Origin of the sequence: Pseudomonas sp. PS02288, assembly GCF_029959715.1 — a bacterium.
Classification (GTDB): domain Bacteria; phylum Pseudomonadota; class Gammaproteobacteria; order Pseudomonadales; family Pseudomonadaceae; genus Pseudomonas_O; species Pseudomonas_O kuykendallii.
Genome location: NZ_JASCPA010000001.1, coordinates 93,995 through 120,179 on the forward strand (window position 1 = coordinate 93,995; position 26,185 = coordinate 120,179).

24 protein-coding genes and 1 tRNA gene are annotated in these 26,185 nt (G+C 63.9%); 19 read left to right on the forward strand and 6 right to left on the reverse strand.

Annotated elements, in window-relative coordinates; genetic code table 11:
• Positions 1-9: 9 nt before the first annotated feature.
• Entirely contained in the window at positions 10-336 is a 327-nt protein-coding gene (locus tag QMX85_RS00425; protein WP_282338147.1) for an Arc family DNA-binding protein, read from the reverse strand.
• A 317-nt stretch (positions 337-653) separates the two neighbouring features.
• On the opposite strand from QMX85_RS00425, the gene phnN reads away from it, so the two are divergent.
• Complete coding sequence (gene phnN / locus QMX85_RS00430; protein WP_282338149.1) at positions 654-1,217, forward strand: phosphonate metabolism protein/1,5-bisphosphokinase (PRPP-forming) PhnN; 564 nt, start codon at positions 654-656, stop codon at positions 1,215-1,217.
• Positions 1,218-1,221: 4 nt separating this feature from the next.
• Here phnN and QMX85_RS00435 read toward each other — a convergent pair whose 3' ends face one another.
• Positions 1,222-1,689 carry an Lrp/AsnC family transcriptional regulator gene (locus tag QMX85_RS00435; RefSeq protein ID WP_090229680.1) on the reverse strand — a complete coding sequence of 156 codons (468 nt, stop codon included), beginning with the start codon at positions 1,687-1,689 and terminating at the stop codon, positions 1,222-1,224.
• Positions 1,690-1,855: 166 nt separating this feature from the next.
• Here QMX85_RS00435 and QMX85_RS00440 point away from each other — a divergent pair, with 166 nt between their 5' ends.
• From QMX85_RS00440 to QMX85_RS00455, 4 genes are all read left to right on the forward strand, one after another.
• Positions 1,856-5,323, forward strand: a complete 3,468-nt coding sequence (locus tag QMX85_RS00440) for an indolepyruvate ferredoxin oxidoreductase family protein (RefSeq protein ID WP_282338156.1) — start codon at positions 1,856-1,858, stop codon at positions 5,321-5,323.
• Between the two features lie 85 nt (positions 5,324-5,408).
• Positions 5,409-5,483 (forward strand) — tRNA-Arg (locus QMX85_RS00445).
• Positions 5,484-5,743: 260 nt separating this feature from the next.
• Entirely contained in the window at positions 5,744-6,985 is a 1,242-nt protein-coding gene (locus tag QMX85_RS00450; protein ID WP_282338410.1) for a glutamine synthetase family protein, read from the forward strand.
• Between the two features lie 53 nt (positions 6,986-7,038).
• A complete protein-coding gene (locus QMX85_RS00455) occupies positions 7,039-8,337 on the forward strand; it encodes an MFS transporter (RefSeq protein ID WP_282338159.1) in 1,299 nt (432 codons plus the stop codon).
• Positions 8,338-8,347: 10 nt separating this feature from the next.
• Here QMX85_RS00455 and QMX85_RS00460 read toward each other — a convergent pair whose 3' ends face one another.
• The 4 genes from QMX85_RS00460 to flgA form a co-directional block, all read right to left on the reverse strand.
• Positions 8,348-9,082: a flagellar brake protein gene (locus QMX85_RS00460; protein ID WP_282338161.1), complete on the reverse strand. Its 735-nt coding sequence runs from the start codon at positions 9,080-9,082 to the stop codon at positions 8,348-8,350.
• A gap of 74 nt (positions 9,083-9,156) precedes the next feature.
• A complete protein-coding gene (locus QMX85_RS00465) occupies positions 9,157-9,624 on the reverse strand; it encodes a flagellar protein FlgN (protein WP_282338164.1) in 468 nt (155 codons plus the stop codon).
• A 51-nt stretch (positions 9,625-9,675) separates the two neighbouring features.
• Positions 9,676-10,005 (reverse strand): flagellar biosynthesis anti-sigma factor FlgM, encoded by a 330-nt coding sequence (gene flgM / locus QMX85_RS00470; RefSeq protein ID WP_282338165.1) that lies wholly within the window; start codon positions 10,003-10,005, stop codon positions 9,676-9,678.
• A 143-nt stretch (positions 10,006-10,148) separates the two neighbouring features.
• Positions 10,149-10,907 carry a flagellar basal body P-ring formation chaperone FlgA gene (flgA, locus tag QMX85_RS00475; RefSeq protein WP_282338167.1) on the reverse strand — a complete coding sequence of 253 codons (759 nt, stop codon included), beginning with the start codon at positions 10,905-10,907 and terminating at the stop codon, positions 10,149-10,151.
• Between the two features lie 75 nt (positions 10,908-10,982).
• Here flgA and QMX85_RS00480 point away from each other — a divergent pair, with 75 nt between their 5' ends.
• The 14 genes from QMX85_RS00480 (at position 10,983) to QMX85_RS00545 (ending at position 26,123) form a co-directional block, all read left to right on the forward strand.
• Positions 10,983-11,915 carry a chemotaxis protein CheV gene (locus tag QMX85_RS00480; protein WP_282338169.1) on the forward strand — a complete coding sequence of 311 codons (933 nt, stop codon included), beginning with the start codon at positions 10,983-10,985 and terminating at the stop codon, positions 11,913-11,915.
• A 42-nt stretch (positions 11,916-11,957) separates the two neighbouring features.
• Positions 11,958-12,785 carry a protein-glutamate O-methyltransferase CheR gene (gene cheR / locus QMX85_RS00485; RefSeq protein WP_090229656.1) on the forward strand — a complete coding sequence of 276 codons (828 nt, stop codon included), beginning with the start codon at positions 11,958-11,960 and terminating at the stop codon, positions 12,783-12,785.
• A gap of 246 nt (positions 12,786-13,031) precedes the next feature.
• Positions 13,032-13,460 carry a flagellar basal body rod protein FlgB gene (flgB, locus tag QMX85_RS00490; RefSeq protein WP_282338174.1) on the forward strand — a complete coding sequence of 143 codons (429 nt, stop codon included), beginning with the start codon at positions 13,032-13,034 and terminating at the stop codon, positions 13,458-13,460.
• Between the two features lie 2 nt (positions 13,461-13,462).
• The gene (gene flgC / locus QMX85_RS00495) at positions 13,463-13,906 is read left to right on the forward strand and encodes a flagellar basal body rod protein FlgC (RefSeq protein ID WP_282338175.1); all 444 of its coding nucleotides are present in this window, start codon (positions 13,463-13,465) and stop codon (positions 13,904-13,906) included.
• A 13-nt stretch (positions 13,907-13,919) separates the two neighbouring features.
• On the forward strand, positions 13,920-14,618 hold the full coding sequence (gene flgD, locus QMX85_RS00500; protein ID WP_090229648.1) for a flagellar hook assembly protein FlgD: 699 nt from the start codon (positions 13,920-13,922) through the stop codon (positions 14,616-14,618).
• Between the two features lie 25 nt (positions 14,619-14,643).
• Positions 14,644-16,146, forward strand: coding sequence for a flagellar hook protein FlgE (locus tag QMX85_RS00505; protein ID WP_282338178.1), 1,503 nt, complete (start codon positions 14,644-14,646; stop codon positions 16,144-16,146).
• A 179-nt stretch (positions 16,147-16,325) separates the two neighbouring features.
• Positions 16,326-17,069 (forward strand): flagellar basal-body rod protein FlgF, encoded by a 744-nt coding sequence (gene flgF / locus QMX85_RS00510; protein ID WP_090229644.1) that lies wholly within the window; start codon positions 16,326-16,328, stop codon positions 17,067-17,069.
• Between the two features lie 44 nt (positions 17,070-17,113).
• Positions 17,114-17,899 carry a flagellar basal-body rod protein FlgG gene (gene flgG, locus QMX85_RS00515; protein ID WP_090229641.1) on the forward strand — a complete coding sequence of 262 codons (786 nt, stop codon included), beginning with the start codon at positions 17,114-17,116 and terminating at the stop codon, positions 17,897-17,899.
• A 20-nt stretch (positions 17,900-17,919) separates the two neighbouring features.
• Entirely contained in the window at positions 17,920-18,615 is a 696-nt protein-coding gene (gene flgH, locus QMX85_RS00520) for a flagellar basal body L-ring protein FlgH (protein ID WP_282338183.1), read from the forward strand.
• Positions 18,616-18,626: 11 nt separating this feature from the next.
• Entirely contained in the window at positions 18,627-19,727 is a 1,101-nt protein-coding gene (locus QMX85_RS00525) for a flagellar basal body P-ring protein FlgI (protein WP_090229636.1), read from the forward strand.
• Between the two features lie 15 nt (positions 19,728-19,742).
• Positions 19,743-21,002, forward strand: a complete 1,260-nt coding sequence (gene flgJ, locus QMX85_RS00530) for a flagellar assembly peptidoglycan hydrolase FlgJ (RefSeq protein ID WP_282338185.1) — start codon at positions 19,743-19,745, stop codon at positions 21,000-21,002.
• A gap of 10 nt (positions 21,003-21,012) precedes the next feature.
• Positions 21,013-23,046, forward strand: a complete 2,034-nt coding sequence (flgK, locus tag QMX85_RS00535; protein ID WP_282338186.1) for a flagellar hook-associated protein FlgK — start codon at positions 21,013-21,015, stop codon at positions 23,044-23,046.
• 14 nt (positions 23,047-23,060) lie between these two features.
• Positions 23,061-24,695, forward strand: a complete 1,635-nt coding sequence (locus tag QMX85_RS00540) for a flagellar hook-associated protein 3 (protein ID WP_282338188.1) — start codon at positions 23,061-23,063, stop codon at positions 24,693-24,695.
• 186 nt (positions 24,696-24,881) lie between these two features.
• Complete coding sequence (locus tag QMX85_RS00545; RefSeq protein WP_282338190.1) at positions 24,882-26,123, forward strand: methyltransferase domain-containing protein; 1,242 nt, start codon at positions 24,882-24,884, stop codon at positions 26,121-26,123.
• Positions 26,124-26,185: the final 62 nt, after the last annotated feature.

Consider the following 26,185-nt stretch of genomic DNA (forward strand, 5'->3'; position numbering starts at 1 on the left):
ACGAGCGAATCAGGCGTCTTCGCTGGCCATTTCCGCATCGTGGGCAATCAGGGCGACCAGCGCGGTCTGCTGGCGTCCGGACAACTGGCGGAAGCGCTGTAGCAGTTCACGTTCGTGCAGGGAAAGCTCGGGGCTGTCCAGGCGCATCGTCAGATCATCGCTCAGCGCGCCTTCCTGGATCAGGCTCTGCTCAAGACGGGCGATGATCTCGGAATTCATACTGCGATGATGGTTTCGTGCTACGTCGGCGATGCGCTCACGCATTCCGTCCGGAAGTCGGACGACAAATTTGTCAGCTGTACGACTGGAATAAATAGCCTGTTTCATAGGGCGCATACATTAGAGACCGGTTAGTTCAAGAGGGCAGTACTGGCACAATGGGCAGGAGCATCCACCGGTTGGACCTCCGTAATTGCGAGTCGTTCAACCATCGCAACAGTGTACTGCATACCGACGAAGCTATGCATAACGTTTCGTTGACGCCAATTATGCGTCAGTTTTTTACAATATACAGGCTTTTTGCCAGCACGCCATGCAAATTGCACGTGATTTTGTTAGACAACCTCGTTGCCGCTGTTGATCCGCTCATTGGGTTGTGATGAAGGCGCGCGGGTTATATTCATTGGCTTGATCGAACAAATGCAGGGGATTCGATGGCAGGCAGGCTGATTTATCTGATGGGTCCGTCCGGTTCCGGAAAGGACAGCCTGCTCGATGCCATCCGCGATCCGTGGCAGGAACGTGGCGCGCGGATTGCGCGGCGAGTCATCACCCGCTCGGCCGAAGCGGTCGGCGAGGACGCGCACGCGGTCACCCCGGACCGTTTCGCCCAGCTCGAAGCGCAGGGCGCGTTCGCGATGTGCTGGCGCGCCAATGGCCTGGCCTATGGCATTCCGCGTGAGATCGATGAATGGCTGGCGGCCGGTCAGGACGTTCTGGTCAACGGCTCGCGCGGCTATCTGCCGGATGCCCGGCGGCACTACCCGGCGATGCTGGCGATCCTGCTCAGCGTCCGTCCCGAGGTCCTGCGCCAGCGCCTGGTGGCGCGTGGACGCGAGAACCCTGCGGAAATCGAGCAGCGCCTGGCCCGCAGCCTGATGCTGCAGTCCGGCAGCGAAGAGCAGGGCGTGCTGCGCCTCGACAATTCGGACGCCCTGGTCCAGACCCTGGAAGCGCTGTTGGGTTTGCTCGGCGAAGCGCCCCCGCCGCGCAACTGAGGGTTCAATCCAGCGGCAACTCGGTGGTGCGTTTGACTTCGCTCATGGCGATGTTCGAGTGCGCTTCCTGCACGTGCGGCAGTCGCAGCAGCTGATCGCGCAGGAAGCGTTCGTAGGCATCGATGTCGCGCGCCACCACCTTGAGCAGGTAGTCCGAACTCCCGGCCATGGTGTGGCACTCCAGCACTTCGGGGTAGCCGACGATGGCCTGCTCGAACTCGGCGAGGTTGTTGCGCCCGTGGGCCGAGAGCTTGATGTTGACGAAGACCGTCATGCTCAGGCCCAGCAGCTTCGGGTTGAGCAGGGCGACCTTGCGTTCGATCAGTCCTTCTTCCTGCATGCGATGGATGCGTCGCCAGCACGGCGATTGCGACAGCTCGACCCGCTCGGCGATCTCCGCGGCGGAGAGGTCGGCGTCGTGCTGCAGCAGGCGAAGAATCTTGCGGTCGATGCCGCTCAGCGAAACCTGCATGTTCGTTTCCCTATTCTTGTTATGGGCGCAAGGATCATGCGAAGTATCGGCATTTCTCCCTCCATTTAGGAAGAAAACTCCGGTACCGCTCGGTCATATTCTAGGCAGTGATCCGCAGCGGTCTCGGCCGCCGGTGCCTACTAATAAGAACAAGAGGAATACCGCCATGTCCCTGGCCGAAATCCGTCTGGACGACAAGTACCGCCTCGCCACAGGTCACTTGTACCTGACCGGCACGCAAGCCCTGACCCGACTGCCGATGCTGCAACGCCAGCGCGACCTGGCCCACGGCCTCAACACCGCCTGTTTCATCTCCGGCTACCGCGGCTCTCCGCTGGGCGGGCTCGACAAGAGCCTCTGGGACGCACGCGAGTTTCTCCAGCAGAACGCCATCCACTTCCAGCCCGGCGTCAACGAAGAGCTGGGCGCCACCGCAGTGTGGGGCAGCCAGCAGACCAACCTGTTCCCCGGCGCCCGCTACGACGGCGTGTTTTCCCTCTGGTACGGCAAGGGACCGGGCGTCGATCGCTGTGGCGACGTGTTCAAGCACGGCAACTCCGCCGGCGTCTCGCCCCATGGCGGCGTGCTGCTGCTGGCCGGCGACGACCACGGCTGCAAATCCTCGACCATCGCCCACCAGAGCGAGCACGCGTTCATCGCGGCGTCGATTCCGGTGCTCAACCCGGCCAACGTCCAGGAAATCCTCGATTACGGCATCCTCGGCTGGGAACTGTCGCGCTACAGCGGCTGCTGGGTGGCGCTGAAGACCATCGCCGAGAACGTCGACTCCTCGGCGGTGGTGGACGTCGACCCGCTGCGCATCCAGGTCGCTTTGCCGGAGGATTTCGCGCTGCCCGAGGACGGCGTGCATATCCGCTGGCCGGACCCGCCGTTGGCCCAGGAAAAACGCCTCAACACCTTCAAGATCTACGCCGCGCGCGCCTTCGCCCGCGCCAACCGGCTGAACCGGGTGATGCTCGATTCGCCCAGCCCGCGCCTCGGCATCATCACCACCGGCAAGTCGTATCTCGATGTGCGCCAGGCGTTGGAGGACCTCGGTCTGGACGAAGCCTTGTGCGCCCAGGTCGGCCTGCGGGTGCTCAAGGTCGGCATGAGCTGGCCGCTGGAGCCGGTCTCGGTGCACGAATTCGCCGAAGGGCTCGACGAGATACTGGTGGTGGAGGAGAAACGCAGCATCATCGAGGACCAGCTCACCGGGCAGCTCTACAACTGGCCGGTGGGCAAGCGCCCGCGGGTGGTCGGTGAGTTCGACGAGCAGGGCGTCTCGCTGCTGCCCAATCTGGCCGAGCTGACCCCGGCGATGATCGCGCGGGTCATCGCCCGGCGTCTGGCGCCGATCTACAGCAGTGCGGCCATCGAGGAGCGCCTGGCCTTTCTCGACGCCAAGGAAAAAGCCCTCGCCGCGCCACGCCACCATACCCAGCGAACCCCGCATTTCTGTTCCGGCTGCCCGCACAACAGCTCGACCAAGGTGCCGGAAGGCAGTCGCGCGCAGGGTGGTATCGGCTGCCACTACATGACCCAGTGGATGGACCGCAGCACGGACACCTTCACCCAGATGGGCGGCGAGGGCGCCACCTGGATCGGCCAGGCGCCGTTCACCGAAACCGCCCACGTGTTCCAGAACCTCGGCGACGGCACCTATTTCCATTCCGGCCACCTGGCCGTGCGCGCGGCCGTGGCGGCCGGGGTCAACATCACCTACAAGATCCTCTACAACGACGCGGTGGCGATGACCGGGGGCCAGCCCATCGACGGCGAATTGCGCGTCGACCAGCTCAGCCAGCAGATCTTCGCCGAGGGGGTGAAGCGCATCGCCCTGGTCAGCGACGAGCCGGACAAGTACCCCAGTCGCGCCGGCTTCGCGCCTATCGTCAGCTTCCACCACCGCCGCGAGCTGGACGCCGTGCAGCGCGAGTTGCGCGCATTCAAGGGCGTCTCGGTGATCATCTACGACCAGACCTGCGCCACCGAAAAACGCCGTCGGCGCAAACGCGGCAAGCTGGTCGATCCGGCCAAGCGCGCATTCATCAATCCGGCGGTGTGCGAGGGGTGCGGCGACTGCAGCGTGAAATCCAATTGCCTGTCGGTGCTGCCGCTGGAAACCGAGCTGGGACGCAAGCGGCAGATCGACCAGAGCGCCTGCAACAAGGATTTCAGCTGCGTCGAAGGGTTCTGCCCGAGTTTCGTCACCGTGCATGGCGGCAGCCTGCGCAAACCGGCGGCAATGGGCGCCAAGGCCTTGTTCGAGGCGCTGCCCGAACCGCGCCAGCCGACGCTGACGCGGCCCTGGAACATCCTCCTGCCGGGCGTCGGCGGCAGCGGCGTGACCACCGTCGGCGCGTTGCTCGGAATGGCGGCGCACTTGGAAGGCAAGGGCTGCACGGTGCTCGACCAGGCCGGCCTGGCGCAGAAGTTCGGCCCGGTGATCAGTCATATCCGCATCGCCGCGCGGCAGTCGGACATCCACGCCGTGCGCATCGCCGCCGGTGAGACCGACCTGCTGCTGGGCTGCGACCTTGTTGTCGCCGCCAGCGAGGAATCCCTGGCCAAGCTCAACGAGAACATCGCTCACGCGGTGATCAACAGCCACGAGTCGCCCACGGCCGAGTTCACCCGCAACCCGGATGCGCATGTGCCCGGTGCGGCGATGCGGGAGGCGCTGGCGGAGGCGGTCGGCGGCGGGCGCATCCATTTCATCGATGCGACGCGACTGGCCAGCCGGCTGCTCGGCGACAGCATCGCCAGCAACCTGTTCATGCTCGGCTACGCCTATCAGAAGGGCCTGGTGCCGGTTTCCGCCGAAGCCATCGAGCAGGCCATCACGCTGAACGCGGTAGCGGTGGAGGCGAACCGCCAGGCGTTCCTCTGGGGTCGGCGCGCCGCCCATGATCTGGCCGCGGTGGAGCGCCTGGTTCAGCCGGAAGAGATGGCGGCGCCGCGCTGCGAGGGCCTCGACGAGGTGATGGCCCACCGCATGGCGCTGCTGCGTGATTACCAGAATTCGGCCTATGCCGAGCGCTACCAGGCACTGGTGGAGCGCGTGCGCGGCGTCGACCGTGGTCCGCAGCAGGCGCTCACCGCAGCGGTGGCGCGCTACTACTTCAAGCTGCTGGCCTACAAGGACGAGTACGAAGTGGCGCGTCTGTACAGCGACGAGACGTTCCGCCGGCAGCTGGAGGCGCAGTTCGAGGGCGACTACCGCCTGCAGTTCCACCTGGCACCGAGCTGGCTGAGTCGCCCGGACCCGCGCACCGGCGAGCCGCGCAAGCGTGAGTTCGGTCCGTGGATGCTCAGCGCTTTCCGCGTTCTGGCGAGGTTCAAGTTCCTGCGCGGCAGCGTGCTCGATCCGTTCGGGCACAGTGCCGAGCGGCGTCTGGAGCGCGAGCTGATCGCCGACTACGAGGCGGATGTCGACCACCTGCTTGGCGTCCTGAGCGAGGGCAACTACCGCACGGCGGTAGCGATCGCCGAGTTGCCGGAGCAGATTCGCGGCTACGGTCACGTCAAGCAGCACGCACTGGAGGCGGCGAAACAGGAGAAACGCCGTTTGTTGGCGCAGCTGCAGGCGGGGGAGGTGCAGGTGCTGCGTCTTTACGAGCCAGCGGCCTGATCGCGGCGCGTGCCGCCGCATGACAAACCGCGCCGGCCTCGCTAACATGCGGCCCCGTCGCGGCGGCAAGCTTCGCCGCGGCGTTGTCCCCTTAGTTCAATGGATAGAATAAGCCCCTCCTAAGGGCTAGATACTGGTTCGACTCCAGTAGGGGACGCCATCTTTCGCGCATTCGCGCCGCTTTGCCTGCCACTCCCGATATCAATGCGACACCCGCGCGCTTGGCGATTGCCCGGTGCTTGATATTTCGAACGGCTGATGCGTATTTTGTCCACCTTGCCGAATCCCGGCTTTCAGAATGATCAAGGAACAGACGTGATGACCAGCAGCGGCCGCAGCTCTCTTGCCGAACGATTGGCCGGTATCGACGAAATCGAGTGCGTTACGCCCGATCTCAATGGCGTGCCTCGCGGCAAGGTGATGACGGCCGAGGGATTCCTCGAAGGCCGTCGCCTGCAGCTGGCGCGCGGCGTGTTGCTGCAATGCATCATGGGCGGCTACCCGCCGGCGCGTTTCTACGGCAGTGACGATGGCGACCTCGCGCTGGTTGCCGACCCGGCGCAGATTCACCGCCTGCCATGGAGCCAGACGCCCCGCGCGCTGGCGATCTGCGATGCCGACGAACTGGAAGGCGGCTGCTCGGGGCTGTCCACCCGCGGGTTGCTGAAGCAGGTCATCGCCCGCTATGCCGAGCGCGGTCTGGCGCCCGTGGTCGCGACCGAACTGGAGTTCTTCGTCTTCGCGCCGAACAGCGACCCGCACCAGCCGTTCCAGCCGCCACTGGGGCTGGACGGTCGGCGAGAGGATGGCCATTCGGCGTTCAGCGTGAGCTCCAATAACGGTCTGCGGCCGTTCTTCGAGGAGGTCTATCGCTGCATGGCGGCGCTCGGCCTGCCGCGCGACACCTTCATGCACGAGATGGGCGTCAGCCAGTTCGAGATCAACCTGCTGCACGGCGATCCCTTGCTGCTGGCCGATCAGACGTTCCTCTTCAAGCACCTGCTCAAGGAGGTCGCGCTCAAGTACGGCATCACCGTGGTGTGCATGGCCAAGCCGTTGGCGAAAACCCCCGGCAGCTCGATGCACATCCACCAGAGCCTGGTAGAGCAGGGCAGTGGTAGAAACATCTTCAGCGACGAGCAGGGCGAGCCGACCGCCGCGTTTCGCCATTTCATTGGCGGCCAGCAGGCGGCGCTGGCGGACTTCACCCTGCTGTTCGCGCCGAACGTCAATTCCTACCAGCGCCTCTGCCATCCGTTCGCTTCGCCGAACAACGCCTGCTGGTCCCACGACAACCGCGCCGCGGGCCTGCGCATCCCGGCCAGCTCGCCGGTCGCGCGGCGTGTCGAGAACCGCCTGCCCGGCGCGGACGCCAACCCGTACCTCGCCATCGCCGCCAGCCTGGCCGCCGGGCTGCACGGCATCGAGCGGGAGCTGGAGCCGAGCGCGGCGATCCAGGGCGAGTTCGTGGTGCCGGACGAACTGACCCTGCCGAGCACCATGCACGCCGCGCTTGAGCGTCTGCGCCGCAGCCAGCTGGCGCGGGAACTGTTCGGGAGCGAGTTCATCGAAGGCTACATCGCCAGCAAGGCGATGGAGCTGACCAGCTTCTTCGATGAAATCACGCCCTGGGAACGCCGCGTTCTCGCCGCCCAGGCGTGAACCTCCGCCGGGCCGCTCAGGCGGTCCGGCCCCAGCAGGAGTTTCCCGTTTCAATGTCCAGGATCTGGAAGTCTTTCGGCCCGCTTTACCTGGCCACCACCCTGATGCTGCTCGGCTCGGGGTTGCTCAGCACCTACCTGGCCCTGCGTCTGTCGAAGAGCGTCGACGGGCTCTGGGTGGGCGCCTTGATGGCCGCCAACTATTTCGGTCTGGCGCTGGGCGGCAAGACCGGCCACCGGCTGATCGCCCGGGTCGGCCACATTCGCGCCTATTCCACCTGCGCGGCGATCGTGACCGCCGCGGTGCTGGGGCATGGCCTGATCGACTGGCTGCCCGCCTGGCTGGTGCTGCGCATGCTGGTGGGCCTGGGCATGATGTGCCAGTACATGGTGATCGAAAGCTGGCTGAACGATCAGGCCGAGGCCAGCCAGCGTGGGCGGGTATTCGGTGGCTACATGATCGCCTCGTACCTCGGGCTGGTGTTGGGACAGATGGTCCTGGTGGTCCACCCGGGTCTCGGCATCGAGCTGCTGATGCTGGTGGCGATGTGTTTTGCGCTGTGCCTGGTGCCGGTGGCGGCGACTCGCAAGATTCACCCCGCCGCGCTGCATCCGGCGCCGCTGGAACCGCGTTTCTTCATCCGCCGGGTGCCGCAGTCGCTGACCACCGTGCTGGTCTCGGGGCTGCTGATCGGCTCCTTCTATGGCCTGGCGCCGTTGTATGCCACGCGCCTGGGGCTGTCGACGCAGCAGGTCGGCGTGTTCATGGGCAGCTGCATCCTCGCGGCGTTGCTGGTGCAGTGGCCGCTGGGGTGGATTTCCGACCGTCGCGACCGCGCCTGGCTGATTCGTGTCTGCGCCTTGCTGCTGAGCGTGGCGGCGCTTCCGCTGGCGCTGCTGGGCGAGGTGCCGCTGGCGGTGCTGCTGCCCCTCGGCTTCGTCGTCAGCCTGTTGCAATTCAGTCTCTATCCGCTGGCGGTGGCGTTTTCCAACGACCATGTGGAGGCCGAGCGCCGGGTGTCGCTGAGCGCCATGCTGCTGGTCACCTTCGGCATCGGTGCCTGCGTCGGTCCACTGCTCGCCGGCGTGCTGATGAAGTACCTGGGCGCGAACATGCTGTATGCCTTCGTCAGCCTTTGCGCGCTGATCCTGGTCTGGCGGATTCGCCCGGAAGCGGTGACCAATCTGCATCAGGTCGACGATGCGCCGCTGCAGCACATCCCGATGCCCGACAGCACGGCCAGCTCGCCGCTGACGGCGGCGCTCGATCCGCGGGTCGATGGGCAGGTGGTGGAAGCGCAGATGCAGGGCGGGGAAGGGGCCGGGTCACCGGAGGCGCCGGCGAACGGCTGATCGGCGCCGCTCAGTCGAGGCGACGGGCTTCGCGCTGCAACTGGTAGACGAAGCGCTCGACCGCGCGCTGCTCAAGCCCGCTGAGGCTGAAAAAACGCAGCCCGCAGAAGGTCACGTCGAGCCTCGCGTCATAGCGCTGGTGACGCAACTCCACCGACGTGGTGACTGCGCCGAACGGCAATTCGGCGGTCAGGCGCTCGTAGACTTCTCCCGGATTGAGGCGGTCGGTGACGTCACCGGCGAAGCGCAGCTTGCAGCCGGTGGCGGAGATGTCGAGCATCTGGCCGACGATCGAGGCCCTGAGTTTGTCGCCGTCCAGGCCCACCTGGACCGGCTGCGTCAGTTTCAGCACCGCGCGGAAGGCGCCCCGGCGCTGGTGGTAGAGCATCTCCTCGGGTTGCGTCGCCCAGTACGCGCGAGCGCCTTCGAGCTCGCCGATGTAGAGCTTCTGCTCGCAATCCCAGGCGATGCGCACGCCCTCATGGAAACCTTCGACGTGGAAGGACTCGCCGGCCAGCAGGTAGCGCTCGCCGTCGTTGGGTATCAGTTCGTCGAGGGCCAGCAGGTTGCGCTCGCGGTCGACCTGGACAACGAAACTCTGGAAACGCTGCGAGCGGCCTTCGAAGGTGATGACGAGAGGGTCATGGTTCTGCTGTAGCAGGCGCAGGTTGGCGAAGATCTCCAGCGGAGCTCTAAGCAGCCTGGGCTCTTGCGGACCATTCTCCTCGATGAAGGGGTTCGGCACTCCAGCGTTCTCCCGGCAATAGGCTGCGCTAGCATACGGGCATCACGGCTGCATGTCGTTCTTATTTCAGGGATTTATGCCTGGCTCAAGGGACGCTGATAGCCGACGCGCGACGTCGCTCCGCGATTATTGTAGAGGTTGGGCACCTCTGCGCCGCGAAGGATTCCAAGCAGCTTGGTGACGCTGGTCTGGCTGGCGCGAATCAGTCGCCCATTGCGCAGGTTGGTGTCCTGGCATTCACGCAGCAGCGCGCTGAGCCGATCGCCGGCAGCGAGCAGTTCCTCGCCCTGCGCGGAGACCTTGGCGAGCGCCTGCAGCCCCGCGCGGTCGGCGCTCAGGTTCAGCGAGACGAGCACGCGACTCCGCGCCCCGCCATGCTGGTCGAGCAGAGCAAGCAGGGTCTGCTTGCGGGTGAGGATGGTTTCCAGGGAGGTGAGATCCTGACTTGTCAGGGCCTGGGTCTCGCTTTCGAGCAATTCAAGCAACTGCTCGGCGTTGCCGATATCTTCGCTGAACAGTTGCAGCAGGGTCGTGTCGTTCATGGCGGCGGGCTCTGGGAATCAAGCGTCCAAAATCCCCAGCGCGGCCTGAAGCTAACGCTGGGACTCGAAATCGAGCAGTTTGCTGGCGACGCGTTTGCTATCGACCTGATAGCTACCGTCGGTGATCGCCTGCTTGAGCCGGGCGACCTTCTCGCTATCGACGGTGGGCAGGTCACGCAGCTTGTCGCTAACGGACTGCAATTGCTGTGCCTCCTGGCTGAGCTGCACGGGTTCGCCGCCCTTGGCTGGGGTCTGCTCGACGGTACCGCTCGCTTTGCTGTCGGCGGCGGCTTCGGTGCGACTGCCGGGCTGGCTGCTGCTGGTACGCGTCGTCGAAGACGGCGTAACGGCATTGTTGGGCCGGTTGAAGTCGATAACCATGATGCAAAACCTCGGACGGTGTCTGGACGCTTGCCCAGCTTTTCGGCGTTCACGCCGATAACTTTAGCGAGACAGAGCAAAAAGATTTGCGCCGTCCGCCAGTGTAAAGAACCGTCCTGTCTGCACGCCAGCCGTTTCATGCCTTACATAGCCACTTCTACCACGCCCGGGCCGGTCACCCGTGCCTTGATCACTCGTTGAGACTGCAGGTTCCTGACCCGGATCTGCTCGCCTGGAGCGCCCGCTGAAAGTGCTTCGCCGGGCATGTTCACGTTGATGGCGCCGCTTTGCGCCTTGATCACCACGTGGTCGCCCTTGGCGATCACGTCGGCTTTTTCCAGAATCGTCAGGAGGATCGCCTGGTCGGCGACCACCGGTCGTGTCAGCTTGCTGCCGACCGCCTGCTCGGTAGCGACGAGGAAGGCCTGGCCGAGGGTTCCGGTGTCCCGTTCCGCCAGCGCTACATCGGTCTCGCCGATAATGCTGCCGCGGGTCAGCGGACGCTTGACCACCACGACGTCGCGGAACACCTTCACCTGGGCCGGAACGAACACGCTCCACGGCGAACTGCCGTCGCAGCTGACCTTCACCGTGACCCGCCCGATCGGTTGGGCCGGGCTTTCCAGCTTGGCGTTCAGCTCCTGGTCGCACAGCGGCAGGCGCAGGCGCGGATCGAGCCGGTTGACCTGGATTTCGTAGCGGCCCGGTATGTCCACGGTACGCAGATAATCTTCCACGGCGAATTCAAGAAATCCCTGGGTCGTGTCGATAAGTTGCTCAGGCATGGTTTGCTGGGCCAACACCAGACCGGTGTAGCCGAGCCCGCACAAAGTGGGTAAAACACGAGACATGCGCTGTCGTTTTGACATCATGCGTCGAAAAAATGTCGTGAGTTCTTTCATGACAGGTGAGATAGCAAGGGTCGTGCCGCCTGCTACCCTAAGCAGACGCGGGACATTCATTTAGAGGAATCTGGCATGGCCGGTGTATTGGATTCGGTTAACCAGCGAACTCAGCTGGTGGGGCAGAACCGCCTCGAGCTGCTGCTGTTCCGCCTGGACGGAAAACAGCTGTACGGCATCAACGTGTTCAAGGTGAAGGAGGTGCTGCAGTGCCCGAAACTCACCATCATGCCGAAATCGAGCCCGGTCGTTCGCGGCGTTGCCAGCATTCGCGGCGGTACCATTCCGATCCTCGACCTGGCCATGGCCACCGGTAAACCGGGCCTCGATGACCTGAAAGACAGTTTCGTCATCATCACCGAGTACAACACCAAAGTGCAGGGTTTCCTGGTGCGTTCCGTGGAGCGCATCGTCAACATGCACTGGGAGGAGATCCATCCGCCGCCCAAGGGTGCCGGTCGCGACCACTTCCTGACGGCGGTGACGCGGGTCGACAACCAGCTGGTGGAAATCATCGACGTGGAGAAGATCCTTGCCGAAGTGGCGCCGACCTCGGAGGTCATCTCCGAGGGCGTGATCGACGTCGAGACCCAGCAGCGCGCGGTGACCAAGCGCGTGCTGATCGTCGACGACTCGTCGGTGGCACGCAAGCAGGTGAGCCGTTGTCTGGAAAGCGTCGGCGTCGAGGTGACTGCGCTGAACGACGGTCGCCAAGCGCTGGACTATCTCAAGAGCATGGCCGACGAGGGTCGTCACCCTGAAGACGAATTGCTGATGATGATTTCCGACATCGAGATGCCGGAGATGGACGGCTACACGCTCACCGCGGAGGTCCGCGCCGATCAGCGCCTGCAGAAGCTGCACATTCTCCTGCATACTTCGTTGTCGGGCGTGTTCAACCAGGCCATGGTGAAGAAAGTGGGCGCCGACGATTTTCTCGCCAAGTTCCGCCCCGACGACCTCGCTTCGCGGGTCGTCGAGCGTGTCAAACAATCAGCCAACGGCTAAGGAATACTCTTGGCAGCCCATCGGATCGGAGAGGCAGCACCCGTGTCTTCAGGCAATCTGGACTTCGAGCAGTTTCGGGTTTTCCTGGAGAAAACCTGCGGCATCCTGCTCGGCAGCAACAAGCAGTACCTGGTATCCAGCCGCCTCAACAAACTGATGGAGCAGCAATCCATCCGTTCCCTGAGCGAGCTGGTCCAGCGTATCGAAAGTCAGCCGCGCAGCGGCCTGCGCGAGCAGGTGGTCGACGCGATGACGACCAACGAGACCCTCTGGTTTCGCGACGCCTACCCGTTCGAGGTGCTGAAGTCCCGGATTCTTCCGGAGATGATCAAGAACGCCGGTGGGCAACGGCTGCGAATCTGGTCGGCCGCCTGTTCGTCGGGGCAGGAGCCCTATTCGCTGTCCATGGCGATCGACGAGTTCGAGCGGACCAACTTAGGGCAGCTCAAGGCCGGCGTGCAGATAGTCGCCACCGACCTTTCCGGGACCATGCTCACCGCCTGCAAGTCCGGCGAGTACGACAGCCTGGCGATGGGGCGGGGCCTCTCGCAGGAGCGCCTGCAGCGTTACTTCGACCTGAAGGCGCCGGGCCGCTGGGCGGTCAAGGCGCCGATCCGCAACCGGATCGAGTTCCGCGCGCTGAACCTGCTGGACAGCTATTCGGTGCTTGGCAAGTTCGATATCGTCTTCTGCCGCAACGTGTTGATCTACTTCTCCGCGGAAGTGAAGAAGGACATCCTCACGCGCATCCACGCCACGCTGAAACCGGGTGGCTACCTGTTCCTCGGCGCGTCCGAAGCGCTGAACGGGCTGCCCGACCTCTACCAGATGGTTCAGTGCAGCCCCGGCATCATCTACAAGGTCAAGTAAGGCCTTTTCCTCCTGAGCGCTTTCCGCGGCGGAAAGCGCTTGCCGCTCCCTGGCATGGCTTGCCGCCCACGGCGCCAAAGTTTTGCCGCCCCCTCCGGAAGAGAACCTCCGAAAGCGGAAATTAATTGCCGTTTTCGCATCCGGTTTTTGTCGCGGCTTTGCAACTCGCTGATCTATAAGCAAGAAAATTCATGGCATGGCGCTTGCTTTATCGCTGATACAGCACACCGCATAGGTCCCGTGACCATGAGCATCAGTTTCGACAACGCCCTCGGTATCCACGAGAAAGCCCTGGCCTTCCGTGCACAACGCGCCGAGGTATTAGGCAATAACCTCGCCAACGCCGATACGCCCAACTACAAGGCCCGCGACCTGGACTTCAGCGCGGTGCTCGCCGAGCAGGCGGACAAGATGGCGAAGGGTGGCTCCAGCTCGAACATGCCGACGCTGACGACCACCAGCAGTCGCCACATCGAGGCGGAAGGCATTGCCATGACCACCACCGACGCGTCGTTGCGCTACCGCATTCCGACCCAGCCGTCGCTGGACCAGAACACCGTCGACGAACAGGTCGAGCAGGCCGCCTACGCCCAGAACTCTCTGGAATTCCAGGCCAGCTTCACGCTTCTCAATAGCAAGTTCAAAGGGCTGATCGAGGCCATTCGCGGAGAATAAGCATGTCACTCAGTAGCCTGTTCAATATCGCCGGTACCGGCATGAGTGCGCAGAACACGCGCCTGAATACCGTCGCCAGCAACATCGCCAACGCTGACACCGTTTCCTCCAGCGTCGATCAGACCTACCGCGCGCGGCATCCGGTGTTCGCCACCATGCTCGATGGCGCCCAGGGCGCTGGTGGCGGTTCGTTGTTCGAGGACCAGGGCCAGGCCGGCGTAGGCGTTCAGGTGACCGGAATCGTCGAGGACCAGAGCGAGTTGCAGGCGCGCTATGAGCCCAACCATCCGGCCGCGGACAAGGACGGCTACGTGTATTACCCCAACGTCAACGTCGTCGAGGAAATGGCCGACATGATCTCCGCCAGCCGTGCGTTCCAGACCAACGCGGAAATCATGAACACCGCCAAACAAATGATGCAGAAAGTACTGACGCTGGGTCAGTAAGCGGAGAACTTCAATGAGCACTGTCAATAGCGCCTCCGACGTACTGGCCGGACTGTCCAGTACCACGAAGCCGAAAGATTCCAGCAGCACCAGTTCGTCCAGCAGCTCCAGCTCGCTGGGCAAGAACGACTTCCTGCAATTGCTGGTTACCCAGTTGAACAACCAGAACCCGCTCGATCCCCAGGACAACAGCGAGTTCGTCGCCCAGCTGGCGCAGTTCAGCCAGGTCGAGGGCATGGAGAACCTGAACGCGTCCGTCAACACCATCACCAGCGGCTTCCAGTCCTCGCAGGCGCTGCAGGCCTCGTCGCTGGTCGGTCGTTCGGTGATCGCGCAAACCGACAAGGCGGTCGTGGATACCTCTACCGGCATCACCGGCGCGGTGAAGCTGCCTGAGGCCGGCACCGAAACCACCGTCAGCGTGTACGACTCCGCCGGCGCCGTGGTGAAGAAGATCAATCTCGGCGCCCAGGAGGCCGGCAACGTCACTTTCGAGTGGGACGGTACCGACACCAATGGCACGAAGCTCGCGGCCGGCACTTACACGTTCAAGGCGACCGCCACCATCGATGACACCAAGACCGCTCTTTCGACCTACATGCCGGCGACTGTCAGCAGCGTGACGCTGGGACAGGACGGCGGAGAAATGACCCTCAACTTAGCCGGGATGGGCAGCGTGAAGCTGTCGCAAGTCCAGGTGATTGGCCAGTAAGCCGGCGCGCCGGAAGGAGAAATTCATGTCTTTCAATATCGGCCTGAGTGGCCTCAACGCCGCCAGCAAGAACCTCAACGTGACCGGCAACAACATTGCCAACGTGGGCTCCACCGGCTTCAAGGCCTCCCGCGCCGAGTTCGCCGACGTATACGCCACCTCGATGTTCGGCTCCGGCAAGAACACCACCGGCAGCGGCGTACTCACCGCCAACGTCTCGCAGCAGTTCACCCAGGGCAACATCACCTCCACTGGTGGCAGCCTGGACCTGGCGATCAACGGCAACGGCTTCTTCGTGCTCAGCGACAATGGCTCCCGGGTCTACACCCGTAACGGCACCTTCCATTCGGACAGCGCCGGTTTCGTCATCGACAACTCGGGCAACAGGCTGCAGGGCTACGGCGTCGATGCCAGCGGCAACATCGTCAACGGGGTGATCACCGACCTGAAGATCGATACCACCAACCAGTTGCCGAAGGCCACCACCGATATCGACCAGGTCGTCGCGCTGAACTCCACCGCGGCCGTTCCGACCACCACGCCGTTCAATCCGTCGGTCTCGGCGAGCTACAACTGGTCCACCTCGGTCGACGTCTACGACTCCCAGGGCAACTCGCACACCATGTCGCAGTACTTCGTGAAGAACGACGCGAACAGCTGGACCATGTACGTGACCGTCGACGGACGCAACCCGAGCAACCCGGGCGGTGACAGCGCTGCCGTAGGCGCCGCGCAGACCGCCGCTAACGCCGCCGGCTCGACGCCGGCCAGCGTGGTCGCCTCGCTGCCTGCCGGCACCGACGCCAGCGTGACCGCGGCCGCCAACGCTGCCGCCGCCGCCACCGGCGCCACTGCTGCCAGCGTCGCTTCGGCCGTGGCCGCGGCCTCCGAAGCGCTGGGCACCGCGCCCTACGCTTCGAACTTGACCTTCAATGCCTCCGGGAACCTGGTTGGCGCAACCGGCTTCGACGGTGTCGCCACGTCTCCGGCCGGCGTTCTTTCGCTGACCGACTGGGTGCCTGCGACCATCACCAACCGCAACACCAATCCGGTTACCTGGGGCAGCAACGGCGCTACCGCCAACGCCACGGGCCTGACCCTGGACATGCGCGGTTCGACCCAGACCAACACTAACTTCGCGGTGAACAGCGTGAGCCAGGACGGTTACACCACCGGTCAGCTGTCCGGCCTGGAAGTCGCCGACGACGGCAGCCTGTTCGCCACCTACACCAACGGGCAGTCCAAGGTGATCGGCCAGACCGTGCTGGCGACGTTCGCCAACATGCAGGGCCTGACGCCGGTCGGCAACACCGACTGGGCCGAGTCCTTCGCCTCGGGCGAGCCGGTGATCGGCGTGCCGGGTTCGGGCACGTTGGGCACGCTGGCGTCCGGTTCGCTGGAAGACTCCAACGTCGACCTGACTGCCGAACTGGTCAACCTGATCGTTGCCCAGCGCAACTACCAGGCGAACGCCAAGACCATCGAGACCGAGAGCACGATCAATCAGACCATTATCCAGATGACCTGATCCGCTTCAGCAGCAGGCGGCAGATAACTGCCGCTTGCTTCGCTGCACAAAAGCCTCTTTCGAGGCTTTTTCTTTTAAAATCAATTGCCTAAAGCGCTATTCTGTTTTTGGCATAGCGCTTGCTTTATCACTCTCGAACGATTCAATGACGGCGCTCCTCCGTCGCTTCGAGGTGATTCATGGACAAACTTCTCTACGTCGCCATGACCGGTGCCAGCCAGAACGAGATGGCCCAGCGCGCGCACGCCAACAATCTGGCGAACGTCTCGACGTCCGGCTTCCGCAAGGACCTGGAGCAAGCGCGCTCCATGCAGGTCTTCGGCGAGAGCATGCCGTCGCGGGTCTACGCCATGAGCGAACGTCCGGCCACTGACTTCACCCCGGCGGCGCTGCAGGAAACCGGCCGCGATCTCGACGTCGCCATCGAAGGCGATGGCTGGATGGCCGTGCAGGCGCCCAGCGGTGGCGAGGCCTACGTGCGCACCGGCAGCCTCGAGGTCGACGCCGTCGGCATCCTGCGTACCGCCAGCGGCTTTCCGGTCCTGGGCAACGGCGGACTGATTTCCGTACCGCCGGCGACCAAGATCGAGATCGGTCAGGACGGCAGCATCAGCATCCGCTCCCAGGGCCAGAGCGCCAACGTCATCGCCCAGGTCGACCGCCTCAAGCTGGTCAACCCGGACCAGAAGCAGATGGAGAAGGGCACCGACGGCCTGATCCACATGAAGGCCGGCCAGCCCGCGCCGGACGTGGATGCCAACGTGCGCGTGGCCTCCGGTTTCGTCGAGGCGAGCAACGTCAACGCCGCCGAGGAGATGACCTCGATCCTGGCGCTGTCCCGCCAATTCGAACTGCACATCAAGATGATGCGAACCGCCGAGGACGACTCGGCCGCCTTGGCCAAGGTTTTGCAATTCAGCTGAATAAGTGATTGAGGCGTCGAAAAACCGACGCGAGGAGAAGCCACATGCTTTCTGCACTTTGGGTCGCGAAGACCGGTCTGTCCGCCCAGGACATGAACCTGACGACCATTTCCAACAACCTGGCGAACGTCTCGACCACCGGCTTCAAGCGTGACCGCGCCGAGTTCCAGGACCTGCTCTATCAGGTTCGTCGTCAGCCGGGCGCCCAGGCGACCCAGGACAACCAGCTGCCGTCCGGCCTGCAGCTGGGTACCGGTGTGCGCATCGTCGGCACGCAGAAGAACTTCACCGAAGGCAGCCTGCAGACCACCGACCAGCCGCTCGACATGGCGGTCAATGGTGACGGCTTCTTCCAGGTGACCATGCCCGACGGCACCGTCTCCTACACCCGCGACGGCACCTTCCACCTGAACTCCGATGGCCAGGTGGTGACCGCCAACGGCTTCCCGCTGGAGCCGGCGATCGTCGTTCCGCCGGAAACCCAGACCTTCACCGTCGGCGAGGACGGCACCGTTTCCGTCACCGTGGCCGGCAGCTCGACGCCGACCGTGATCGGCAACATCCAGACCGCCAACTTCATCAACCCGGCCGGCCTGCAGGCCACCGGCAACAACCTGTTCATGGAGACCGCCTCCAGCGGTGCGCCGCAGACCGGCACACCGGGCCTCAACGGCCTCGGGACCGTCCTGCAGAACACCCTGGAGAACTCCAACGTCAGCACGGTCGAGGAACTGGTGAACATGATCACCACCCAGCGTGCCTACGAGATGAACTCCAAGGTCATTTCCACCGCCGATCAGATGCTCGGCTTCGTCACCCAGAACCTGTAATACCCGCGAGGTAGCGCTCCATGATCCGCCTTACCGTTATCGTCCCCGTGCTCGGAGCGCTTTTTCTCGCAGGATGCGTGGCCCCGGCGGCCAAGCCCAACGACCCGTACTACGCGCCGGTGATGCCGCGCACGCCGATGCCGGCCGCCGCCACCAACGGCTCGATCTACCAGCCGGGTTTCGAGCAGAACCTGTACAGCGACCGCAAGGCGTTCCGCGTCGGCGACATCATCACCATCACGCTGCAGGAACGTACCCAGGCGAGCAAGAACGCCAGCTCCGACATCTCCAAGGACAGCTCGGCCAACCTCGGCCTGACCTCGCTGTTCGGCGGCGCGGTGTCCGGGACCAACCCGCTGACCAAGAACAGCATGGACCTCAGTGCCCAGTTCTCCGGCAGTCGCGATAACAAGGGCGACTCCCAGGCCGCGCAGGGCAACAGCCTGACCGGTTCGCTGACGGTGACCATCGCCGAAGTGCTGCCCAACGGCGTGCTTGCCGTCCGCGGCGAGAAATGGCTGACGCTGAACACCGGTAACGAGCTGATGCGCATCTCCGGCCTGGTTCGCGCCGATGACATCGCCACCGACAACACCGTCGTGTCGACCCGCGTGGCCGACGCCCGCATCACCTATTCCGGCACCGGCGCGTTCGCCGATGCCAGTCAGCCGGGCTGGCTGAGCCAGTTCTTCACCAGTCCGCTGTGGCCCTTCTGAGGCGCATGATCATGTTCAAGTCGATGTTCGTCGGGATCGCTCTGCTGTTGTCCGCCACCGCCGCTCACGCCGAGCGGCTCAAGGACATCGCCAGCATCCAGGGTGTGCGCAGCAACCAGTTGATCGGTTACGGCCTGGTGGTCGGCCTCAGTGGTACGGGCGACCAGACCACGCAGACCCCGTTCACCATCCAGACCTTCAACAACATGCTCGCGCAGTTCGGCATAAAAGTGCCGGCTGGCGGCAACGTACAGCTGAAAAACGTTGCCGCCGTGTCGATCCATGCCGACCTGCCGGCGTTCGCCAAGCCGGGCCAGACCATCGATGTGACGATCTCCTCGATCGGCAACTCGAAGAGCCTGCGCGGTGGCAGCCTGCTGATGACCCCGCTCAAGGGGATCGACGGCAACGTCTACGCGGTGGCTCAGGGCAACCTGGTGGTCGGCGGCTTCGACGCCGAAGGCCGCGACGGCTCGAAGATCACCGTCAACGTTCCGTCGGCCGGACGCATTCCGGGTGGCGCGACCGTCGAGCGGCCGGTGCCGAGCGGCTTCGACCAGGGCAACAGCCTGACGCTGAACCTCAACCGTTCGGACTTCACCACCGCGAAGCACATCGTCGACAAGATCAACGAGCTGCTTGGCCCGGACGTTGCATCAGCCATTGATGGAGGCTCTGTACGCGTCAATGCTCCGTTGGATCCGAACCAGCGCGTCGACTACATATCGATTCTCGAGAACCTCGACATCGATCCGGGTCAGGCGGTTGCCAAGGTCATCATCAACTCGCGTACCGGCACCATTGTCATCGGCCAGAACGTCAAGGTTTCACCCGCAGCGGTGACCCACGGCAGCCTGACCGTAACCATCAGCGAAGACCCGATCGTCAGCCAACCCAACGCGCTGGCGGGCGGCGAAACGGTGGTGGTACCGAATTCGAAGATCAAGGCGGAACAGGAAGCCAAGCCGATGTTCAAGTTCGGCCCGGGTACCACGCTGGACGAGATCGTCCGTGCGGTTAACCAGGTCGGCGCGGCACCGGGGGATTTGATGGCCATCCTCGAAGCTCTGAAACAGGCCGGCGCCTTGCAGGCCGATCTGATCGTCATCTAAGCGGGGATTACAGCGATGGACTCACGCCTGGGCGGAAACTACAGCAGCAACACCGACTCGGGCTCGGTCACCGATCTGAACCGTCTCGCTGCCATGAAAGGCAAGAACCGGGACAGCGCGGAAAACGTCAAGAAAGTCGCCCAGGAGTTCGAGTCGCTGTTCCTCAGCCAGATGATGAAGTCCATGCGCTCGGCGAACGAAGTGCTGGCCGACAAGGACAGCCCGTTCTCCAGCCAGACCAGCAAGCAGTACCAGGACATGCACGACCAGCAGCTGGCGATGAACCTGTCCAAAGAGGGCGGCATCGGCCTGGCGGGCGTGCTCGAGCGCCAACTCAGCCACACCACCAGCAACGCCGGGCGGAAGAATCCGTTCGCGCAGGCCGGCGAGAGCACGACCGCTGCGGCGAGCGCGGAGAAGGGCAAGACCCAGCCCAACAGCGCGGTGTGGCCGTCGTCCTCGAAGAAGCTCGCCGCCGTCGATCCGACCCGCGACGACTCCAAGCTGATCAATCAGCGTCGCCTGTCGCTGCCCGCGTCGATTTCCCAGCGCATCGCCGCCGGCATCGTCCCGGACAGCGCCGAGAAGACCGCTGCGGTCGCCAGCATCGCCGAGCAGATCGGCAGCGACTGGAAGCAGGTTCAGCAGCGCGCGCAGACCCCGGCCGCCAACCCCTTCCAGAACCGCATCGCCGGCCTCGACAAGAGCGCCGCGCCGGCGTCGATCAGCAAGGCCGACGCAGTCGCCGCCACCAGCGAGAAGACCCGTTTCAGCAGCAAGGAAGACTTCATCCAGACCATGCTGCCGATGGCCGAAGCCGCCGCCAAGCGCATCGGCGTCGACCCGCGTTACCTGGTCGCCCAGGCCGCGCTGGAAACCGGGTGGGGCAAGCACATGATTCGCCAGGCCGACGGCAGCAACGCCAACAACCTGTTCGGCATCAAGTCGCACGGCTGGAAGGGCGGTTCGGTGAACGCGGTGACCAACGAGTACGTCGGCGGCAAGGAAGTGAAGGAAGTCGCCAAGTTCCGCACCTACGACTCCTACGCGGACAGCTTCCACGACTATGTGGACTTTCTGCAGACCAACGAGCGTTACGGCGACGCCCTGAAGACCAACGGCAACTCCGAGAAATTCATGACCGAGCTGCAGGAAGCCGGCTACGCCACCGATCCGCGTTACGCCCGCAAGGTGAACCAGATCGCACGCAGCATGGACACCTATCACTCGATCCAGACGCTGGCCTCGGTCGGCTCCGGCACCACTCGTATATAAGGCCTGAGCCATGGCGAACCTACTTTCCATCGGTCTTTCCGGGCTGTCTGCCAGCCAGGCGGCGCTCAACGTCACCGGTAACAACATCACTAACGCCGACACCGCCGGCTACACGCGCAAGACCACCGAGCAGGTGGCGGCGCCGTCGCAGCGCAGCGGCAACGTCTACATCGGCAGCGGCACCACGCTCACCGACGTGCGACGCATGTACAGCAGCTACCTGGGCACCCAGGTGAACACCAGCACCTCGCTGAGCAGCGACTCGCAGTCGTACTACACCCAGATCCAGCAGGTGAACTCGTTGCTGGCCGACAGCACCACGGGCATCAGCACCGTGCTGCAGAGTTTCTTCACCTCGTTGCAGACCGCTGCCGCGAGCCCGACCGATGCCGCCTCGCGGCAACTGCTGCTGACCCAGAGCAACGCGCTGTCCAGCCGTTTCAACGCCATCTACGACCAGCTCGCCGACCAGAACGGCTACATCAACGAGCAGCTCGGCAGCATGACCAACCAGGTCAACAAGCTGGCCTCCAACGTCGCCCAGTACAACCTGGCGATCACCCAGGCCGCGTCCACCGGTGCCACGCCCAACGACCTGCTCGATGCCCGCGACGAGACCGTTCGCCAGCTCAACGAGCTGATTGGCGTGTCCGTGGTGAACCAGGATGGCAACTACAACCTGTACATCGGCTCCGGCCAGCCGCTGGTCGTCGGCAACAGCGCCTCGACGCTGAACGCCACGCCGAGCCAGGACGACCCGACACGCTACGCGCTGACCCTGACCCAGGGCTCGGCGACCCGCGACGTGACCTCCGCGGTGACCGGCGGCGAGATCGGCGGCCTGCTGCGCTACCGCACCGACGTGCTCGACTCGACGATGAACGAGCTCGGGCGCATGGCGCTGGTCGTTTCCGATGCGGTCAACAGCCAGCTCGGCCAGGGCCTGGACCTGAAGGGCGAGTTCGGCGCTCCGCTGTTCGGCGACATCAACAGCGCCACGCTGATCGCCCAGCGCAGCCTCGCGCAGGAGGGCAACAGCAGCGCGACGTCGAACTTCAACGTCACCATCAAGGACTCCGGCGCGCTGACCACCAGCGACTACGAAGTCACCTTCACCGACAGCACGCACTACACGGTGACCCGCTCCTCCGACGGCGCCAAGTTCCCGTCCGGGAACGGCACCTTCGACACCGCGACGAATCCCGCGCCGGTGGTCGATGGATTTTCCCTGCAGCTCACCGGCGGCAACGCCGCAGCGGGCGACACCTTCACCATCATTCCCACGCGTACCGCGGCCGGTTCGATCAGCACCTCGCTGACCGATGCCGGGCAACTGGCGTTCGCCGCGCCGCTGGCCGGCGTGGTCACCACCGGCAACTACGGTTCCGGGGCGATCACCCAGCCCACGCTGACCACCAAGATCGACATCACCGACCCCGTCGCCCAGGCCAACATGCAGGCGAGCCTGAAGAGCGGCATGCCGGTGAAGATGGTGTTCGACGCCGCCGGCGCCGGAACCCAGGGTTACAACCTCTACGATTCGGCCGGCAACAACATCGGCACCGGCACCATCGTGCCGGGCAACAACAACACCGTGACGGTCAACGTGGCGGCCAACCCGCCCAGCGTGCCCTCCGCGTTCAGCTTCGAGACGTCCATCAGCGGCAAGCCGGGTGCCGGCGACAGCTTCACCTTCTCGTTCAACGCCAATGGCACCGCCGACAACCGCAATGCGCAGAGCCTGCTGGACCTTCAGACCAAGGCCACCATCGGTTCCAGCGGCAGCAGCTCGGGCAAGAGTTTCGTCGCCGCCTACAGTTCGCTGATCGAGCAGGTCGGCGCCAAGACCAACCAGGCCAAGCTGGATGCCAGCGCGACCTCGGCGATCCTGACCCAGGCGAAGGGCAGCTGGGATTCCTATTCGGGGGTCAACCTCGACGAGGAGGCCGCCAACCTCATCAAGTTCGAGCAGTACTACAACGCGTCGTCACAGATCATCCAGATCGCGCGCAGTACCTTCGATACCCTGATCAACAGCTTTTAAGCGGAGGCTGAGAAATGCGTCTTTCCACCTCGCAGGTGTTCACCTCCAACGTCTCCGGTTACCAGAAAGGGTACTCGGAGATCGTCAAGACCCAGCAGCAGCTGTCCAGCGGCGTGCGCATCCAGACCCCGGCGGACGACCCGGTGGGCGCCGCGCGCCTGTTGCAGCTCGAGCAGCAAAGCTCCGAACTCGGCCAGTACAGCACCAACCTGACCACGGCAACCAACAGCCTGACCCAGGAGGAGGGCGTACTGACCTCCGTAACCAACGTGCTGCAGCGCGCCCGCGAGCTGGCGGTGCGCGCCGGTAACGGCTCGCTGTCGGACAACGACCGCACCTCGATCTCCAGCGAACTGGAGCAGATCCAGACCCAGCTGATGAACCTGATGAACAGCAAGGACTCCAGCGGGCAGTACCTGTTCAGTGGTTCCAACAGCGGCACCCAGCCCTACATCCAGAATCCCGATGGCACCTACACCTACCAGGGCGACCAGGGCGCGCTGGGCCTGCAGGTGGCCAGTTCGACGCGGATGTCGATCAACGACAGCGGCTGGAGCGTGTTCGAGAACGTCACCAACGCCAGTCGGACCTATTCGGATGCGCCCACCCGCGACTACACCGATCCGGACACCGGCGTGGCCGTGACCGGCCCCGTCGCCGCGGGCGATCAGCGCGTGTTCCTTTCCCAGGGGCTGGTGCAAAACGACAGCAAGTACAACGACAGCTTCCGCGCCGGCTCGCCGTACACCCTGGAGCTGGTCAGCAGCACGCAGTTCAGGATCACCGACAGCGCCGGCGTAGATGTCACGTCCGAGGCGTCCGCCACAAACGGCAGCTTCGATCCGACCGCGATCGACGGCAACACCGTGACCTTCCGCGGGGTCAGCCTTGAGCTGGACGTCGCCCTCAAGGAGAACGACAACTCCTCCGACACCTCGCTGGACAACCTGCTGACCGGCTACAGCTTCGACTTCGGCATGGCGCCCGACGAGTTCGCCGTGACCCGCAGCGCGACCAACACCTCCAGCGCGCAGATGACCGCCAGCGTCGCCAACCAGAGCACCTACACCACGCAGTTCCCGGCCAACGGCGTGATCGTCCAGTTCAGCAGCGCGACCGCGTACTCGGTGTACGCGCAGCCGATGAAGGCGGGCGATGCGGCAATTTCCACCGGCACCCTTGGCGCAGCTTTCCCGCAGACCATCACTGCGGGCGGCGTGGACATGACCATCAGCGCCGTGCCGGCCAACGGCGACCAGTTCACCCTGCAGCCCAAGTCGCAGGAAACCCAGGGCATCCTGGAAACCATCTCCAACCTGACCGCCGCGTTGAAGACGCCGACCTCGGGCGATACCGCGGCGCAGCTCGCCCTGCGCGACGCCGTCGCCTCGGCGATCACCAACCTCGACAAGGGTTCCAACCAGGTCCTCGCCACACAGGCCTCGATCGGCGCACGACTGAACACCATCGACGTGCTGAGCACCGAGAACGAAACCCTCTCCATCACCAACAAATCCACCCAGTCGGACATCCGCGACACCGACATGGCCGCCGCGACCACCCAACTGGTCCTGCAGCAAACCATGCTCGAAGCCGCCCAGGCCTCTTTCATCAAGATCAGCCAGCTGAGCCTGTTCGACAAGATGTAAGCCTTCGCCGGCAATTCCCTTCCTCGCTTACGAAAAAGCGCGCCCGAAACGGCGCGCTTTCGTTCGTTCTATGCTGTTTTGACGAGCAAGCCCGGTGGAAACAGGCATCAAGCTTGCAAACCTCAGGCACAACCTAAGCATCCGCCAAAAAACCGCCACGCGGTTGAGCGCATAGAGGCAGCGACGATGATGGAAGAGGCACAAGCCGTTCGGCAGCAAGCGTATGAGCATTTCAGCCAGGGCAACTTCGATGAGGCGCTGACGCTTTTCCGGCAACTGGAGAGCGAAGCGGAGGACGCCGAACTGGCGAACGACATTGCCGTCGTTCTCTACCGCCTGGGGCAGACGGAAAAGGCCGTCGAGAAGTTTCGTCATTCCCTGAGCCTGGGCGGCGGTGATTTCCTCGCGGTGAACGCGATCGAAATCCTCGACGAACAGGTGAAGAGCGCGGCCCTCAAGCCCGCTGCGCCCGCGCCCGCGCCCACGCCGATATCCGCCGTCTCATCCGCCTTCGCCGATCTGGGCCGCAGCCTGACCGGCCAAGCCCTCGAAATCTGGCGCAAGGACAGCCCGTACGCGCTGCACAGGGCCGCCGCCGCGCTGGAAGACGAGGAGTGGTTCAAGGTCATTCTGAAAAGCGTCGATGATCCCGTTCAGCTGGACCATTTTCTCCCCGGCTTCATCAGCGCGACCGATCAGGCGGTCTTCGTAGGATCTTCGGGCGGGGCGGCACTTCAGGAGGCAATGCGCTTCATGCGGGTCGTGCTCCGGTACGCCAGGACGAATGGCATCGCCTTCGACGACAAGACCAAGATCGCCGACTTCGGCAGCGGTTGGGGCCGCTACACGCGTTTCCTGCTCAAGTACGCCAGCCCGGACAACATCTACGGCCTCGAAGTGAACAGGGGCATGGTGGAACATTGTCGCAAGGCGTTCGGCCTGGGCAACTTCCTGAAAGTCGAGGCTTTCCCGCCCTGCGATCTGCGCGACGGGCTGCTCGATCTCACATTCGGCTACTCGGTGTTTTCCCACCTGGCGCCGGACTGCGCGAACGCCTGGATCGAAGAGTTCGCGCGTATTACCCGGCCGGGTGGCCTGGTCATGATGACGACCCAGGGGCGCTCGTTCATCGATTACTGCGCTGACATAAGACGGCGTAACGACCGTTCCAACGAGTGGTTCGTATCCCTCATCAATTCGTTCGTCGACGTTGAGGCGAGCTACCGGGATTACGACAACGGCGTGCTGCTGCATGCGGGCTTCGGCCAGTATGGTGGTACGTACGGCGAAACGCTGGTGCCGAAGGGGCATATCGAGAAGCACTGGCTGAAGTATTTCGACCTGGTGGATTTCGTCGACAGCCGTTCCTGTCTGCCCCAGGCGCTTTTCGTTCTGCGCCGCAATGAACGAGTATTCGAACATGCCTGATCGACATATGGCTTCATGGGCGGGTCGGGGCAGCCGCAAGGCGCCACGCAATGGGTATGAAA